This is a genomic window from Bacillus sp. NEAU-CP5, assembly GCF_026420705.1.
GTDB classification, from domain to species: Bacteria; Bacillota; Bacilli; order Bacillales; family Bacillaceae; genus Bacillus; species Bacillus velezensis.
Genome location: NZ_JAPMOV010000003.1, coordinates 507,611 through 524,601 on the forward strand (window position 1 = coordinate 507,611; position 16,991 = coordinate 524,601).

Genomic DNA, 16,991 nt, shown 5'->3' on the forward strand with positions numbered 1-16,991 from the left:
TCTTAAAGTCATTCATTTTTCCCCCGTATCCTGCTTTCAGTCCCATTCCAAAATAACTAGCGGAATGACTGGTACATGACAGAATAAGACGGGTCCGGAGTGTTTACAAGAAATACACATTTTATATGCGGAAAGCCTTTCTCCTTTTAAACCATTTACAGGACATTTATCCCTCTTTTGAAATAATTTTAATAAATCTTTATATTCGTTCAAGAAATATTCATCCATAAATGTGAAGTTCTTGGTAAAACATCGAGGAGCTCCTCTATTTTATAAAATGCATAAAAAAGGAATACCCGCTGAAAACTACAGATAACCGGGAAAGGAGGCGGTCTGATGTCTGCGGATAAACAAAACAAACGGATTCCCGGCGATTTTGAATCGGCTGTACGGGAAATGCAGGAGCTGATGTGTGTTTGCGGTGATTTTAAAATACGAAGGATCAAACTGCAGGACCGTCATACCGCTTTCTTTTATATTGAACAAATGATAGAAGAACAGAAGCTGAATGAGTTTCTGTTAAGCGACACCCTGCAAAACGGCCCGCTTGAGGAAACGATGAATGCCGTCAGCAGTGCGGAAACGGATGAAATCAGAAAACTCATTGACGGGATTTTGGCCGGCCAGGTTGTTTTTCTCAGCGATGCATCGAGGAAAGCGAAGCTGTTTTCCGTCGGGCAGAATCCGCTGCGTTCCATTATGGAACCCGAATCTGAAAGTATCGTCCGCGGCGCCCATGACGGGTTTGTGGAAAGTTTGGAAACAAACATTCATCAGCTGCGGTTTCACATACAGGACCGCCATCTCTCCGTTCATTATATGGATATCGGGGAAAGAGCCAAATCAAAAGTTGCGGTTATCTTTGTTGAGAATATCGCCAATCCGGAGATTGTGGAGGAAGTGAAGCGGCGCCTGTCATACCTGCGTATAGACAGCGTGCTTGCGCCCGGGATTATCGAGGAATCAATAGAAGATAATTCGTTTTCCATTTTTCCGCAGATCATTCATACGGAACGGCCGGATAAAGCAAAAGCATGCGTGATGGAAGGCTGTGTGCTGATCATGATGGACGGGAGTCCGTCGGCTTTGATTGCGCCGATCACATTCTTTTCTTTTTTTCAATCTCCGGATGACTACAGCACGAGATGGATTTCCGCCAGTTTTTTAAGGGTGCTGAGATTTTTCGCCTTTATGATCGCAATTACGCTGCCCGCTTTTTATATCGCGCTGATTGCGTTTCATTTCGAAGTCATTCCCAACGATCTGATTATCACCATGAAAAATTCGATTGTTGATATTCCCTTCCCTCCGCTGATAGAAGCCATGATTATGGAGATTACAATTGAACTGATCCGCGAAGCCGGTATCAGGCTGCCGAAACCGATCAGTCAGACGATCGGCATTGTCGGCGGTCTCGTGATCGGTGACGCAGTCGTTCAGGCGGGACTCATTTCTAATATGATGATTATCGTCGTAGCCGTTACGGCCGTATCTTCTTTTGTGCTTCCTTCATATGAAATGAGCACGTCCATCCGAACGCTCAGGTTTCCGCTTATGTTTCTGGCATCCTCGTTCGGTTTTATCGGCATCGCACTCGGCTTCGGGCTTATTCTGATGAACCTGTGCAAGCTTGAATCACTCGGCGTTCCTTATTTATCATCTCTGACGCCGTTTCATTTCAGCGACTTGAAGGATGCATTTATCCGGCTGCCGGCTTGGTTTATTAAAAGAAGGCCGTTTTATTTGAGACCGCAAGACTCAAAGCAGATGAAACATGTTCGGGGGTGGAGAAAAGATGAAGCCTAAAAAAATAAGCCGGCTTCAAGGCGTGTTTTTCATTAATCAGACGCAGATCAGCATCGGCATTTTGGCGCTGCCCCATTTACTGATGATGAAATCGGGAAGCAGCGGATGGATTTCCATTCTGCTTACCGGATTGCTCGTCCAGCTTACATTCAGCCTGTATATGATATTATTTCACCGGTTTCCAAAGCTGAACTTGTACGAAATGCTGGAGGAGGTATTCGGAACACTTGCCGGCAAAGGGGTGCAGGTGCTGTATATTTTATATTTCGCGTTTCTCTGCACGCTCATTCTTTCTGTATTTACACGGATATTGGATATCTGGGTGCTCCCGCAGACTCCGAATTGGGTGGTCAGCTTAATGCTGATCCTCGGTTCTGTCTATATCGCCCAAGCCCCGCTGAATGCGATCGCCAGGTTCAGCTTTATCTTAACGCCGTTTTTGCTGCTGATCTCTCTGCCGATTTTATACACGCTGGGAAAAGCAGATATCACATACATTATGCCGATTTTTCACGGAACCGCAAAAGACATGCTTACCGGGGTGCAGCAAACACTTGTCAGCATTACCGGCTTTCAGGCGGCGCTCGTAATCGGGCCCCTTATCAACTGCACCGTCAGCCAGCGCTACAAAATACTGACGATTTCAAACATCTTGATTATCCTTTACTACCTGTATATCACCCTTGCTTGCTTTGTCACAATCAGCCCCGAAGAAATAAAAATGATCCCGGAGCCTGTGCTGTACCTGTTAAAAACCGTTTCATTCAGAATTATCGAACGGACGGATCTGCTCTTTTTGACGTTTTGGTTCGTGACCGTCTTTTCAACGCTGGCCAACGTGTTTTACTTGGCAAGCACCGGCATTGCCAAGCTGTTCAATCAAAAAGACCACAGCCGGTTTGTTTATCCGCTGGCCCTGCTCGTCTTCCTTCTGTCTATTTGGGCCACAAGCACAGATAAAACGATACAGCAGCTGGATCAGTTTTTCCGCATCTCCGATATTGTGTTTGCGTATTTGTTTCCGTTGTTTATGGTATTGATTGTCCTTGTACGCAAAAAGGGTGTCCGCCATGCGCATTAAAAAAGCGGTTCTTATCAGTCTCATGTGCGCAAGCCTGACACTTGCGGGCTGCTGGGATCAAAATTTGCTGAAAGATATTTCTCTCGTGCTGACCGCAAGCCTTGATGTTGATCATGACGGTAAAAATAAAATCGGCATCACCTATCGGAAGGTTCAGTCCTCCCAGGCGGAACAGGAAACGGGCGGCTCATTCATTACGACGGTGCTCAGCGCTTCCGGGCATACCATCCGTGAAGCGCGGTTTCAATTGGATAAGCTTGTCGATCAGCGCATTGACACGTCCAAGCAAAGAGTCTTATTAATCGGTGAGAAAATGGCGGAAAAACCGCTTTTTCCTTATCTCGATGTCTTTTACAGAGATCCGAAAAGCCCGCTTCTCGCTCATCCGGCGGTTGTCAAAGACGGCGAGGCGATTGAAGTGCTGAAGCTGATCGTCCGGCAGAAATTGATCGTCAGCAAGTATTTAACGAATTTATTAACAAGCGCTAATGCGGAATCAAATATCAGCATGGAAAATTTGCAATCCATCCGTTCAAGCATGCTGACGGCTGATAAGGATTTCGCCCTTCCTTATTTATCGATTAACGGACAGACGATAAAGATAGAGGGTTCTGCCCTGTTCAGCGGCCAGCGGAAAGTGACTGAGGTGCTCGGTCAGGATTCAACCCTCCTGACCCTTTTAAGCGGGCAATTTAATAAATCGGCTAATATTAATCTGAAGCTGTGGGACAAATACAAAATGGATATTGAAAATTATCTTTCTCTCGGCATCACGGATGCCACGCGAAAGATTGTTTTTATAGATACAGATCCGCAGCATATAAAAGTGAAAATCCGTTTAAAACTGAATGCACGCGTCTTGGAATATCCAAAGGACAAGCTGAATTCTTATACGGCAATCGACCAAATGAACAAACAAGCATCAGCAAATTTGAACAGCCAGGCCAGATCGGTGATCAGCCATATTCAGGAGCACAACTCGGATATCCTCGGCATCGGCCGTAAATATCAAACCCATTATTATGAGCGGGGCAAGCGGCTCAATTGGCGTGAGGTCTATCCTTCCATCGAGATAATCCCTGATATCAAAGTGAATATCTCACAAATCGGCATCGTGAACTAAAAGAGACCCCGGTCTCTTTTTTTGTTGCCAACCGAAATGATTCGTGTTACTCTTTTTATGTAAACGGTTACATAAATGAAGGAGGAGTGTTTGTTGGCAACGATTAAAGATGTCGCAGGCGCTGCCGGCGTCTCTGTTGCCACGGTTTCGCGTGTCCTCAATGACAACGGCTACGTGCATGAAGATACACGAACGAAGGTCATGCTTGCCATGGAGAAGCTGAATTATTATCCTAATGAAGTTGCCCGCTCTCTTTATAAAAGAGAATCCAGACTGGTCGGGCTTTTGCTTCCGGATATTACGAATCCCTTTTTCCCTCAGCTTGCCCGCGGCGCTGAAGACGAGTTGCAGCGGGAAGGATACCGGCTGATCATTGGCAACAGCGATGAAGAATTGGAAAAAGAACTCGACTATCTGCAAACATTTAAACAAAATCAAGTTGCCGGTATTTTGGCGGCCACCCATTACCCCGACCTTCCCGAATACAGCGGCAGCCTTTACCCGGTCGTATTTCTGGACCGGACAAAAGAAGGCGCCCCATCCGTATTCAGTGACGGACGGGCAGGCGGAAAACGGGCGGCTGAGGAAATACTTCGCGGCAAAAGCAAAAGCATCACGCTTGTCAAAGGCCCAGTCCACCTTCCGACCGCTCAGGAACGTTTTAACGGCGCACTTGATGTGCTGCAAAAAGCGGGCGCGCAGTTCAATGTCATCTCCCCCGCTTCATTTTCCATCAAGGATGCCGCCATTTTAGCAGAAGAATTGTTTGCAGCATACCCGGAAACCGACGGAGTCATTGCCAGTAACGACATTGCGGCGGCTGCCGTCCTCCATGAGGCGCTGCGGCTCGGCAAAAAAGTTCCGGAGGAGATTCAGATCATCGGATACGACGATATTCCGCAGAGCAGGCTTTTGTTTCCGCCGCTTTCAACCATCCGCCAGCCTGCATATGAGATGGGAAAAAAAGCGGCAAACCTGCTGCTGCAATTGATAAAGAAAGAGCCGCCGAAAGAGACGGCCATTCAAATGCCCGTGACTTACATAAGAAGACAAACGACGAGAAAGGATGATCACCATGAGTGAAATTTGTGTTATCGGAAGCTGTTCTATGGATCTGGTCGTCACATCTGAACGGCGTCCGAAAGCCGGAGAAACCGTACTGGGTACAGACTTTCAAACTGTGCCCGGAGGAAAAGGCGCAAATCAGGCCGTAGCCGCTTCCCGCCTGGGCGCAAACGTATATATGGTAGGAAAAGCAGGCAATGACAGCTACGGAAAAGCGATTATTGAAAACCTGAAGGCAAACGGTGTCAATACGGACTATATGGAAACGGTTACACATAAAAAAAGCGGAACGGCTCATATTGTGCTCGCAGAAGGAGACAACAGCATCGTCGTCGTAAAAGGCGCAAACGATGACATCTCCCCCGATTATGCCAAAAGTGCGCTGGCAAAACTTCCCGGCATTGATATCGTGCTGATCCAGCAGGAGATTCCTGAAGAAACCGTTGAAGAAGTGTGCAGCTACTGCCGCGCGCAGCAAATTCCGGTTATCCTGAATCCCGCGCCGGCCCGGCCGCTGAAACAATCGACGATTGAGGATGCCGCATATCTTACGCCGAACGAACATGAAGCATCCATTTTATTTCCTGACCGGACGAAAGAAGAAGCGCTCGCCGGCTATCCCGGCAAACTGTTCATTACCGAAGGAAAACAAGGCGTACGCTACTCAGACGGCACCGCGGAACGGCTTGTTCCCGCCTTCCCTGCAGAAGCGGTCGACACGACGGGAGCCGGCGATACCTTTAATGCGGCACTTGCCGTCGCACTCGCGGAAGGACGGGACATTGAACAAGCGCTCCTGTTTGCCAACCGCGCCGCCTCCCTGTCCGTGCAGCACTTCGGCGCCCAAGGCGGGATGCCGGCCAGAAAAGAAGTTGAGGAGCTGCTGTCATGAAAAAACACGGAATGTTAAACAGCCACATTGCCAAAGTATTGGCCGATCTCGGGCATACAGACCTCATCGCAATCGGCGATGCGGGTCTCCCCGTCCCTGACGGTGTCCCTAAAATTGATTTGTCTTTAACGGCGGGCGTTCCCGCCTTTCGGGACGTAACCAGCCTGGTAGCCGGGGAGATGGCAGTCGAAAAGGTGATGGCCGCCTCTGAAATCAAAGACGCAAACCCTGAGAATGCAAGTTTCATAGAAAGCCATTTCTCAGCGCAGACGATCGAGTACATGTCCCACGAGGAATTCAAACGGCTCACACAGAAAGCAAAAGCCGTCATCCGAACGGGTGAAATGACACCATACGCCAACTGCATCCTGCAGGCGGGTGTGATTTTCTAGAAAGAAGGGATCCAGCATGCACATCGGCATGACAGACATTCATAAAGCATTCGGCAAAAACCAAGTGCTCTCCGGCGTCTCATTTGAGCTTCTGCCGGGAGAAATCCACGCTTTAATGGGAGAAAACGGAGCGGGCAAATCGACGTTAATGAATCTGCTCACCGGGCTCCACCGGCTCGACAAGGGAAACATTACGATAAACGGAACAAATATGAGCTTCTCCAATCCAAAGGAAGCTGAAAAGCACGGAATCGCCTTTATCCATCAGGAACTGAATATATGGCCGGACATGACGGTGCTTGAAAACCTTTTTATCGGCAAAGAGCTGACGACGGCGTTCGGCGTTTTGGAAACGAAGAAAATGAAAGCGCTAGCAAAATTACAGCTTGAAAAACTGGGAGTCTCTCTTCCTCTTGACCGGGAAGCCGGACAATGTTCCGTCGGACAGCAGCAGATGATTGAGATTGCCAAAGCGCTGATGACAAACGCCGAAGTCATTATTATGGACGAACCGACCGCGGCGCTGACCGAACGGGAAATCAGCAAACTGTTTGATGTGATGACGGCGTTAAAGCGGGACGGCGTATCCATCGTCTATATTTCGCACCGAATGGAAGAGATATTTTCGATTTGCGACCGGATCACCATTATGCGGGACGGCCTCACTGTGGATACGGCGCATATTAAAGATACTAATTTTGATGAAGTGGTCAAAAAAATGGTCGGGCGGGAGCTGACCGATCGGTATCCGACTCGCACACCGTCACTCGGCGATAAGGTGCTCGAAGTGAAAAACGCCTCAAAAAAAGGAAGCTTTTCACAGATCAGTTTCCATGTGAGCGCCGGAGAAATCCTCGGCGTTTCCGGCTTAATGGGTGCCGGACGGACAGAAATCATGAGGGCGCTGTTCGGAATTGACCGGCTCGATTCCGGAGAGATCTGGATTTCCGGCCGAAAAACCCGCATTCGGGGTCCGTACGATGCCATCCGCAAGGGACTCGGCCTGATTACGGAGAACCGCAAAGATGAAGGGCTGCTGCTGGATACGTCCATTCGTGAAAATATCTCATTGCCGAACCTGACCAGCTTCTCTCCGAGAGGCATCATTGACCGAAAACGCGAGGCGGAGTTCGTTGAGCTGCTCATCAAGCGTCTGACCATTAAGACCGCATCTCCGGAAACCGCCGCCCGGCATTTATCAGGAGGAAATCAGCAAAAAGTCGTCATCGCCAAATGGATCGGAATCGGCCCGAAAGTTCTCATCCTTGATGAACCGACTAGAGGCGTCGACGTAGGCGCGAAAAGGGAAATCTATACATTAATGAATGAACTGACCGATCGCGGAGTCGCCATCATCATGGTGTCTTCCGAGCTGCCGGAAATTCTCGGCATGAGTGACAGAATCATCGTCGTCCACGAAGGGCGCATCAGCGGAGAAATCAATGCGGCCGGCGCAACACAAGAACACATCATGACACTTGCCACGGGAGGGCAGCAGAATGAAAACTGAACCAATGACATCAACTGAACAAAAGCGATTTTCCATTCATACCTTTACGCAAAAACTCGGTCCGTTTCTCGGCTTACTGATTCTTGTGCTGATCGTTTCCGTTTTAAACCCGAGTTTTCTTGAACCCCTCAATATTCTCAACCTTCTTCGGCAGGTTGCGATTAACGCTCTGATTGCTTTCGGAATGACGTTTGTCATTTTAACGGGAGGCATTGATCTCTCTGTCGGAGCCATCCTCGCCTTATCGAGCGCATTGGTCGCAGGTATGATGGTATCAGGCATCGACCCGATCTTAGCCGTCATCATCGGCTGCGTGATCGGCGCCGTACTCGGCATGATAAACGGATTATTAATCACAAAAGGAAAAATGGCGCCTTTCATCGCCACTTTGGCGACAATGACCGTCTTTCGCGGACTGACCCTCGTCTATACGGACGGAAATCCGATTACGGGGCTCGGTTCAAATTACGCATTTCAATTATTCGGGCGCGGTTATTTTCTCGGAATTCCCGTACCTGCCATTACGATGCTGATTGCATTTGCGGCCCTGTGGGTTCTTCTGCACAAAACACCGTTCGGCCGCCGGACATACGCCATCGGCGGCAATGAGAAAGCGGCGCTGATATCGGGAATCAAAGTGCCCCGCATCAAGATCATGATCTATTCTCTGACAGGTTTATTATCGGCGCTGGCGGGAGCGATTCTGACATCACGCTTAAATTCCGCACAGCCGACGGCCGGGGAATCATACGAGCTGGACGCCATCGCGGCGGTCGTTCTCGGCGGAACGAGCCTGTCCGGCGGTCGAGGGCGCATCATCGGTACGCTGATCGGGGTTTTGATTATCGGTACGCTGAACAACGGCTTGAACCTTCTCGGCGTATCATCTTTTTATCAGCTCGTCGTCAAAGGAATCGTCATTTTAATCGCGGTGCTGCTGGACCGCAAAAAATCGGCATAGTAGGAGGACCATTATGAAGAAAGCCATCATCACGATCGCGGTATTATCACTGTTTTTGCTGTCCGCCTGTTCACTTGAACCGCCGCAATGGGCAAAACCGTCAAACACAAAACATAAAAAAGAATTCACTATCGGGCTATCCGTCTCCACATTGAACAATCCGTTCTTCGTTTCATTAAAAGAAGGCGTTGTAAAGGAAGCCAAAAAACGGGGCATGAAGGTCATTATTGTCGATGCTCAAAATGATTCATCTAAACAGTCAAATGACGTTGAAGATTTGATCCAGCAGGGAGTCGATGCGCTGCTGATCAATCCGACCGATTCATCAGCGATTTCAACAGCCGTCGAATCGGCAAATTCCCTCGGCATTCCCGTCATTGCGCTTGATCGTTCAGCCGAACACGGCAAAGTCGAAACGCTTGTCGCCTCTGACAATGTCAAAGGAGGAGAAATGGCGGCCGACTACCTCGCCGATCAGCTCGGAAAAGGCGCCAAAGTGGCTGAATTGCAAGGGGTGCCGGGCGCATCCGCGACACGGGAACGCGGAACGGGCTTTCATCATATTGCCGACAAAAAGCTGGATGTCGTAACAAAGCAAGCGGCAGATTTTGACCGTACAAAAGGATTGACCGTCATGGAAAACCTTCTGCAGGGACATCCGGATATCAAAGCCGTGTTCGCCCATAATGATGAAATGGCACTCGGGGCGCTCGAAGCGATTAACAGCTCGGGCAAACACATTTTGGTCGTCGGTTTCGACGGAAATAAAGATGCGATTTCTTCCATTAAAAACGGAAAGCTGACAGCCACGGTCGCCCAGCAGCCGGAGCTGATCGGAAAACTGGCGGCCGAAGCGGCGGAGCAGGTGCTCAAAGGAGAAAAAGTCAAAAAAACCATTTCCGCTCCATTGAAACTTCAAACACAAAAATAACCGGCCGATGTTTAGACTTCCGGTAAAACGTGAAAGGATGAAGTAAAAGGAGAGATACAGATGAAGAAAACAGCCAAAGCGGCATCCATTCTGACCCTTGCAGCGGGAATAACAGCGGCTTCAGCTGCCGGAATAACGCCTCTTCCCGAGACACACGCGCAAGAAGCGGTCAAAATTGACGATCTGTACAGCTACCCGCTTGACTCTTATCTCGTTTCCGCGGAAGCATTGAACGTCAGAACAAAAGCATCAGCAGCCAGTCCGAGAGCTGATACCCTTCATTTAGGCGACAGCTTAAAGATCGTTTCATTCCAGAACGCTGACTGGGCAAAAGTACATTATAAAAACGGAAAAACAGGATTTGTATCTACTCATTATATTGTTAAAGAAGCAACAACCGTAAAAACAACGGCAAAAACAAAAGTATATACAGACAAACAAGCGGTCAAAGCTTCCCTTGCTAAAAACACGAGCGTTTCTTTCCTCGGATGGAAAAAGACAGCCGGCGGCGGCATTGACTTCGGCTGGGCGCTTGTCGATTACGGGGGCGCAACGGGATATATCAGCACAAAAGATCTGCAAAAACTGACATAATATCAAAACGGATTTCGCAAATTCAGCGCGAAATCCGTTTTTTCTTTCTTGAGCAGTCAGAAACGTCTAAGGTTCGAAATATTTCTCAGGAAATATTGTCGGATGAAGATGAATGCATACGACTCTAAAATGGCTTCTTTATGTAATCCGCCAGGCGTTTGGCATTGTCACGGATAGCCGCAGCATCGGCGCTGCTAACCCCGTACATCGCGAAAGCAGGCAAATAGGTCATACCCGTAAAATTAGCCATTGCCTGAAACGGCCTTAAGAGCTCGCTCAGTGAAAAATGGTTAGACCCGCCTGCCTGATATGCATCCTCTCCGGCACCTACGGAAACAGCCAGCAGCAATTCTTTGCCGTGCAGCGCCTTTCCTTTGGAGCCGTAAGCCCAGCCATACGCCAGCACATGATCCATCCATGTTTTTAAAAGTGGAGGCGCACTGTACCAATACAGCGGGAATTGAAATACGATCCGGTCATACTGTTCACACAGCTGCCGTTCCTTTTCCGCATCTATTTTCCCGTCCGGATATTCTTTATAAAGCTCACGGACCGTGATTTCATCATGATTTTTTAATTCTTCTGTCCACGCCTTATTGACCGCTGAGTTGTTCATGTCAGGATGAACCGCTAATACCAATACTTTCACAGCTACCACACCTTTCCCTTTTGACTGTATTTTACCTAATCTTTGCCGGTTCAGCCAAATAAAAAGAAAGCCCCCGAGAAAAATGGGGCTTTCTTTTTTAATTTATTCCGGGCTTCCTTCGGTTGTTTCGATATCCTTCGCAAAATTCGGATTATCTAAATTTGCGTTGAAAAAGTCCGCCGTATTCGGAAGCTTGAGGTTCATATTCATTTTTTGAGAAATGGTCACTTTACAATCTTTAATGACATAGTCAAATACGTGTCCGCCGGAATTGCGTCCTTCATCAATGAAGTGCAGGTGATATCCGGAAACAGCGATGCCGTTTGCGTACCCCGGCGTCCAGAAGCCGGCGATTGTACCCTGAATGTCGTCAAAGTTGAACACAGGCTGTGTTTTCACCGCTTCGATCATCGGAACGTACGGTTTCTCCTGGCGTTCTACCGTTCTTGTCTGCACCTTTTTAAATACGCCGTCTAAACGGATCGCATAAAATAAGTTTTTACTAGGCAGAAGGCTGGCGATTTCCTGCTCGAATTCTTCACGGGTCATTTCGCCGTCGATCGTATGCGTCATATCAGGCGTGAAAAATGTGAATGAGCAGAATGGTGACAGGTCTCCGCCTTTAACAGGCGTAGCCGTTCCGTCGCCGCGCAGACGGTAAAATTCTCCGTCAAATCCGATTAATTCGCCGTCCAATTTGTTGAACGTGCCGATTCCGAAATCACCGAACTTCGGAATGTCAGCCATATCAAAATCTCCGTCATATACTCCGTCCAGCAGAGATGTCATTGTTGATACTTGATAGATCTGATCCTCAGGTGAGCCTTTTTCTCCGCGGCTCATCATATGGATGTCGCTTGCGTTTTTCATATTCCCTTCACTCCTTTTAAATTGGGCTGTTTTAGAAAACAGGTCATGGTGCGCAGAGTGCTAGAGAGCTTTTGCTTTCATTTTTTCTTTGAATTGCTTCGGAAGCATGTCGCTTGATAAATGGACATTGTCACTGTAATCGACAGGAATGTCAATGATGACAGGGCCTTCTGTGTTCAAGCCTTTTTGCAGCACGTCTGCCAGCTGTTCCGGTGACTCAACGCGCAAGCCGGTGGCGCCGAAGCTTTCTGCATATTTTACGATGTCAATGTTTCCGAAATCTACGCATGATGTACGGTTATATTTTTTCATTTGCTGGAATGCGACCATATCATATGTGCTGTCATTCCATACAAGGTGAACGATCGGCGCTTTTAAGCGGACTGCCGTTTCCAATTCCATTGCAGAGAACAGGAATCCTCCGTCTCCTGAAACGGATACGACTTTTTCACCCGGATTCACCAATGTGGCGGCAATCGCCCAAGGAAGCGCTACACCCAATGTCTGCATGCCGTTGCTGATCAACAGTTTCAGAGGCTCATAAGCGCGGAAGTAGCGGGACATCCAGATCGCGTGAGAACCGATATCGCAAGTGACGGTTACGTCGTCATCAATTGCATTGCGCAGTCCTTGGACGATTTGCAGAGGATGCACTCTGTCGGATTTATGGTCGCTTGGCGCCTTCTCGCTGTCTGTGAGCATCTGTTTTAATTCGCTCAGCACTTCTTGTTCACGGCTGCCCATATCAAATGTCACAGCGTCGTGTTCAATTTGTTTAACCGTAGCGGCGATATCGCCTAATAATTCTAATTCCGGCTGATAGGCATGATCAATATCGGCCTGGATTTCGTCAAGATGGATAATAGCACGGTCACCGTTTACGTTCCAGAACTTCGGATCGTATTCAATCGGATCATAACCGATCGTTAATACGACATCCGCCTGTTCAAGCAGAAGATCGCCCGGCTGGTTGCGGAACAGTCCGATCCGGCCGAAATATTGGTCTTCCAGCTCTCTGGACAATGTGCCGGCCCCTTGGTACGTTTCTACGAAAGGCAGTTTTGTTTTGGCAAGCAGTTTGCGGATTTGTTTTACCGCTTCCGGTCTTCCGCCTTTCATGCCGACTAACAGAACGGGAAGTTTCGCCGTCTGGATTTTCGCGATAGCCGCGCTGACCGCTTCTTCCGGTGCAGGGCCTTGTTTCGGCGCCGGCACGCTGCGTACGTTTTTCACTTTTGTGATTTCATTCACAACATCCTGCGGAAAGCTCACGAAAGCCGCGCCTGCCTGACCTGCTGACGCTGCCCTGAAGGCGTTTGTTACCGCTTCTGGTATATTCCCTGTTTCCTGTACTTCTACACTGTATTTTGTAATCGGCTGAAATAGCGCCGCATTGTCCAATGATTGGTGTGTCCGTTTTAAACGGTCGGCGCGAATTACGTTACCCGCCAGCGCCACTACCGGATCACCTTCTGTATTAGCCGTTAACAAGCCGGTCGCCAAGTTGGATGCCCCCGGGCCTGAAGTAACGAGACAAACGCCTGGTTTTCCAGTCAGTCTTCCGACAGCCGCAGCCATAAATGCAGCGTTCTGTTCGTGACGGCATAAAACCAGTTCAGGTCCTTTATCTTTTAACGCATCAAATACTGCATCAATTTTTGCACCCGGAATGCCAAAAACATGTGTGACACCTTGCTCCACTAAGCAATCAACAACAAGCTCCGCCCCCCGATTTTTTCCAGAGGTTTTTAGTTCATTTGTTGCTTTTGCCAACACCCTCACTCCTTATTATGCATATTAAATATAAAATTTTAAGTAATTTGTGATATTATTCACTATACACTCTTTGGAAATTGACCTCCAATATCAATTCGCCGTATGATTAATATGTTTCACGAATAATTAACAAAGAGAAAGGAATGGATAAGGATGGAGCTTCGCCATCTTCAATACTTTATTGCCGTTGCCGAAGAACTTCATTTCGGCAAAGCTGCGCTTCGGTTAAATATGACACAGCCGCCTCTCAGCCAGCAGATCAAACAGCTTGAGAAGGAAGTCGGCGTGACCTTATTAAAGCGCACGAAACGGGTTGTAGAGCTTTCAGCTGCCGGAGAAAGTTTTTTAAAACACAGCAGAAACGCGATCGAAGAAATAGACAAAGCGATTGAAATGGCGCAGAGAACGGCGCGGGGAGAGCTCGGCCGCCTTGTCGTCGGTTTTGTCGGCTCGGCCACATATGAATTTCTGCCGCCGATCATTCGGGAATTCCGCGAAAAATTCCCCTCCGTCAAGCTTGATCTGCGTGAAATTTCTTCTTTCAGACAGCAGGAAGAACTTCTGAAGGGGAACATTGATATCGGCATCCTTCATCCGCCTTTACAGCATTCCGCGTTACATATGGAAAAGGTGCAGAGCAGCCCGTGCATTCTGGCTTTGCCGAAGCAGCACCCGCTTACCGCTAAACAGACAATCGACATTCAGGATTTAAAAAATGAACCGATTATCACACTGTCGAAAGAAACATGGCCGACTTTATACCTAGAGTTTGTAAACTACTGCGAGCAGGCGGGCTTCAAACCGAAAATCGTTCAGGAAGCGACGGAGTATCAAATGGTGATCGGATTGGTTAGTGCCGGCATCGGTGTAACCTTCGTGCCTTCTTCTGCTAAAAAGCTGTTTAATCTCGAAGTCGCCTACCGCGGCATTAATCAGGTGCAGCTCACGGCCGAATGGGTCATTGCCTACCGCAAGGATAATCAAAATCCGATTCTGAAACATTTTCTGGATATTATGAATAAACGCCAGGCTTTATTGCAGGCGGATAAGGAAAATGCATAAAAAAGAGGGCCGCCGAAAGCAGCCTCTTTTTTTGTGCTTTTATGGATTTTTACTAAATTGGTAGAAACGCTCAGTACACCTTACGACCTGTACCCGTATACATACAGTACAACTGATCAGGAGGGATAAAAATAACGGGGCGGCAATGACCCATCTAAAAGGAGGCAGAACACATTACACATATTACCGTCATTTTGACCCTGATTTCTTTCTTTGTGACCATTATTTTTATATTTTGGAGACCCGGGGGATTAAATGAAGCCGTTCCGGCGTCGCTGGGCGCCATTCTCGTTTTGTTATGCGGAACCGTTTCCTTTCATGATTTGGGGGATATAGGGTCAAAAGTCACCGGAGCATCAATAACCATTATCTCCACAATGATTATGGCAATCGCGCTGGAAAGCTTCGGTTTTTTTAACTGGGCGGCGGCCAAACTGCTTCACCGCGCCAAGGGATCGGGCATCCGGCTTTTTTGGCTGACCAACCTGCTCTGTTTTTCAATGACGCTCTTTCTGAATAATGACGGCAGCGTCTTAATCACCACTCCTATTTTACTATTGGTCTTACAATATCTCGGACTTAAAAGACATCAGAAAACACCGTATTTAATAAGCGGCGTATTAATTGCGACAGCCGCAAGCACCCCGATCGGCGTCAGTAATATCGTCAATTTAATTTCTCTCAAAATGATAGGCATGGACCTTTATTTGTACACCAATATGATGTTTATCCCCGGCACGCTGGGACTGGTGTTTATGGCCTTTCTGCTGTTTGCCGTTTTTTACCGCCGTTTGCCGAAACAGCTCCCCGATATTCCGGTTCATTTTGACTCGCTGGAACACAAACGATATCATCCGCTTCAGCCTCCGCCAGACCCGACCCAAAACAGCCGTACGAACATCATGTTTTGTGTTTTGGCATTTGTATTGTTCGTCCGGATCAGTCTGTTTGCAGCTTCTTACAACGGCATATCCGTTTCGCTCGTGGCTGTCATCAGTTCAGTCATCCTGCTTGGCTGGAGATGGTTTTATTTAAAAATCGGACCGGCAGATTTATTAAGGAAAGCGCCTTGGCATATCTTTATTTTTGCCTTCACGATGTACATTATCATCTACGGACTGCATAATATCGGACTGACGGCGCTGCTTGTTCAGTCTATTGAGCCTTATGTCTCACAAAGCATTGCCCACGCTGCATCTATTATGGGCATTGCTACATCCGTCCTCTCTAATTTGTTCAATAACCATCCCGCCTTAATGATCAGCACTTTGACCTTAACTGAAATGTCCATCGACCCATTAACCGTAAAAATCATTTATCTGGCTAATATTATCGGCAGTGATATCGGATCATTGCTTCTGCCGATCGGGACATTAGCCACGCTGATCTGGATGCATATCATCAGACAGCACGGCGAAAAAGTTTCTTGGTCAGAATATATCAAAACGACCATTATCGTTGTCCCTCTCACTGTCGTGTTTACCATTACCGTTTTATATGTTTGGATCAGTTGGATTTACCTTTAGCTCCCATGAAAAAAAACTGCCTGCTGTATAAGAGAGGCAGTTTTATCATTTATGGCAGGTGCATGGTTTTTAAATGATTCAATTTCCAAAAAACAGTATCGCCGTCTGCATTGGTCAATTCAAGAATATTATCTGAGACATCCTGCAACAGCCCCACTTTATTCGGTATATCTCCTAAATCCAGAATAATCAGCTTCCCGATATATCTTTTTAATTGTTCCTCAAAATTCCGGACAAGGGGCACATTAGCGGGAACAACCGGCAGCTCTGAACTGTTTAATGTATACGGCGTCTGCTCATCGGAATAGGGTGTCAGCCATTTCAAATGATGCATCGAGATGAAAAGAGTCTTATAAACCGGAGAGAAGAAAACAAAATAATCATTTAAAACACTTGTCACATACCCATGAATGGAACGGTCTCCCGTAACAAATATTTCTGTGAATCTGCCTTTTATATGCTGGAGGGTATTCCGGTAAGAAAAGGAATGTTCCTGTTTTTCGGGATGCGGACTTTTTTTTCTTGCGTACGGTTCTTTATTCTCTTCGTCCGGGAGCGTCAATGTCATCCTCTGAAGATGCAGCAGCGGAATATAAAGAAACGTCCGGCCGTCATGAATCACAATGATATCCTGACCGATATCCAAAAGAGTTCCTGAAAAAGTCGTATTCCCCGATATCTCAATATCGACTTGTTTATCCAGAAATCTGCTTAATCCAGCCATTTCATTCCCCCCTCTCCCGCGTTTACGGA

General features: G+C 47.6%; 16 protein-coding genes. 12 read left to right on the forward strand and 4 right to left on the reverse strand.

All coding sequences use genetic code 11. From position 1 onward, the window contains the following. Positions 1 to 336 precede the first annotated feature (336 nt). The 10 genes from OTK50_RS12580 (at position 337) to OTK50_RS12625 (ending at position 10,355) form a co-directional block, all read left to right on the forward strand. A complete protein-coding gene (locus tag OTK50_RS12580; protein WP_045209051.1) occupies positions 337 to 1,806 on the forward strand; it encodes a spore germination protein in 1,470 nt (489 codons plus the stop codon). Further along, positions 1,796 to 2,887 carry a GerAB/ArcD/ProY family transporter gene (locus OTK50_RS12585; RefSeq protein ID WP_224223870.1) on the forward strand — a complete coding sequence of 364 codons (1,092 nt, stop codon included), beginning with the start codon at positions 1,796 to 1,798 and terminating at the stop codon, positions 2,885 to 2,887. Before OTK50_RS12580 ends, OTK50_RS12585 begins: the two co-directional genes overlap by 11 nt. Then, on the forward strand, positions 2,877 to 4,010 hold the full coding sequence (locus tag OTK50_RS12590) for a Ger(x)C family spore germination protein (protein WP_007614183.1): 1,134 nt from the start codon (positions 2,877 to 2,879) through the stop codon (positions 4,008 to 4,010). The genes OTK50_RS12585 and OTK50_RS12590 overlap by 11 nt, the downstream gene beginning before the upstream one ends. 93 nt (positions 4,011 to 4,103) lie before the next feature. After that, a complete protein-coding gene (locus tag OTK50_RS12595; RefSeq protein ID WP_224223871.1) occupies positions 4,104 to 5,093 on the forward strand; it encodes a LacI family DNA-binding transcriptional regulator in 990 nt (329 codons plus the stop codon). After that, positions 5,086 to 5,967 (forward strand): ribokinase, encoded by an 882-nt coding sequence (rbsK, locus tag OTK50_RS12600; RefSeq protein WP_007407520.1) that lies wholly within the window; start codon positions 5,086 to 5,088, stop codon positions 5,965 to 5,967. Before OTK50_RS12595 ends, rbsK begins: the two co-directional genes overlap by 8 nt. After that, on the forward strand, positions 5,964 to 6,359 hold the full coding sequence (gene rbsD, locus OTK50_RS12605) for a D-ribose pyranase (protein ID WP_044801943.1): 396 nt from the start codon (positions 5,964 to 5,966) through the stop codon (positions 6,357 to 6,359). The genes rbsK and rbsD overlap by 4 nt, the downstream gene beginning before the upstream one ends. Before the next feature lie 16 nt (positions 6,360 to 6,375). After that, positions 6,376 to 7,869, forward strand: coding sequence for a sugar ABC transporter ATP-binding protein (locus OTK50_RS12610; protein WP_224223872.1), 1,494 nt, complete (start codon positions 6,376 to 6,378; stop codon positions 7,867 to 7,869). Further along, positions 7,859 to 8,830 carry a ribose ABC transporter permease RbsC gene (gene rbsC, locus OTK50_RS12615; protein WP_012118605.1) on the forward strand — a complete coding sequence of 324 codons (972 nt, stop codon included), beginning with the start codon at positions 7,859 to 7,861 and terminating at the stop codon, positions 8,828 to 8,830. The genes OTK50_RS12610 and rbsC overlap by 11 nt, the downstream gene beginning before the upstream one ends. A gap of 13 nt (positions 8,831 to 8,843) precedes the next feature. Further along, a complete protein-coding gene (gene rbsB, locus OTK50_RS12620) occupies positions 8,844 to 9,761 on the forward strand; it encodes a ribose ABC transporter substrate-binding protein RbsB (RefSeq protein WP_088461763.1) in 918 nt (305 codons plus the stop codon). A gap of 60 nt (positions 9,762 to 9,821) precedes the next feature. Then, positions 9,822 to 10,355 (forward strand): SH3 domain-containing protein, encoded by a 534-nt coding sequence (locus OTK50_RS12625; protein WP_007407525.1) that lies wholly within the window; start codon positions 9,822 to 9,824, stop codon positions 10,353 to 10,355. Between the two features lie 124 nt (positions 10,356 to 10,479). Here the strand turns inward: OTK50_RS12625 and OTK50_RS12630 are convergent, their stop codons facing one another. The 3 genes from OTK50_RS12630 to alsS all read right to left on the reverse strand — a co-directional run bounded on the left by OTK50_RS12630 (position 10,480) and on the right by alsS (position 13,647). Further along, positions 10,480 to 11,004: an NAD(P)H-dependent oxidoreductase gene (locus tag OTK50_RS12630; protein ID WP_020956445.1), complete on the reverse strand. Its 525-nt coding sequence runs from the start codon at positions 11,002 to 11,004 to the stop codon at positions 10,480 to 10,482. Between the two features lie 102 nt (positions 11,005 to 11,106). Next, on the reverse strand, positions 11,107 to 11,874 hold the full coding sequence (budA, locus tag OTK50_RS12635; RefSeq protein WP_003151318.1) for an acetolactate decarboxylase: 768 nt from the start codon (positions 11,872 to 11,874) through the stop codon (positions 11,107 to 11,109). Between the two features lie 60 nt (positions 11,875 to 11,934). Further along, positions 11,935 to 13,647 (reverse strand): acetolactate synthase AlsS, encoded by a 1,713-nt coding sequence (gene alsS / locus OTK50_RS12640; protein ID WP_041482474.1) that lies wholly within the window; start codon positions 13,645 to 13,647, stop codon positions 11,935 to 11,937. A 156-nt stretch (positions 13,648 to 13,803) separates the two neighbouring features. Here alsS and alsR point away from each other — a divergent pair, with 156 nt between their 5' ends. Both alsR and OTK50_RS12650 read left to right on the forward strand, forming a co-directional pair. Beyond that, on the forward strand, positions 13,804 to 14,712 hold the full coding sequence (alsR, locus tag OTK50_RS12645) for an acetoin biosynthesis transcriptional regulator AlsR (protein WP_007407528.1): 909 nt from the start codon (positions 13,804 to 13,806) through the stop codon (positions 14,710 to 14,712). Between the two features lie 194 nt (positions 14,713 to 14,906). Continuing rightward, positions 14,907 to 16,238: an arsenic transporter gene (locus OTK50_RS12650; RefSeq protein ID WP_012118610.1), complete on the forward strand. Its 1,332-nt coding sequence runs from the start codon at positions 14,907 to 14,909 to the stop codon at positions 16,236 to 16,238. 49 nt (positions 16,239 to 16,287) lie between these two features. On the opposite strand, the gene OTK50_RS12655 is transcribed toward OTK50_RS12650, so the two are convergent. Beyond that, positions 16,288 to 16,962: a hypothetical protein gene (locus OTK50_RS12655; protein WP_007407530.1), complete on the reverse strand. Its 675-nt coding sequence runs from the start codon at positions 16,960 to 16,962 to the stop codon at positions 16,288 to 16,290. Positions 16,963 to 16,991: the final 29 nt, after the last annotated feature.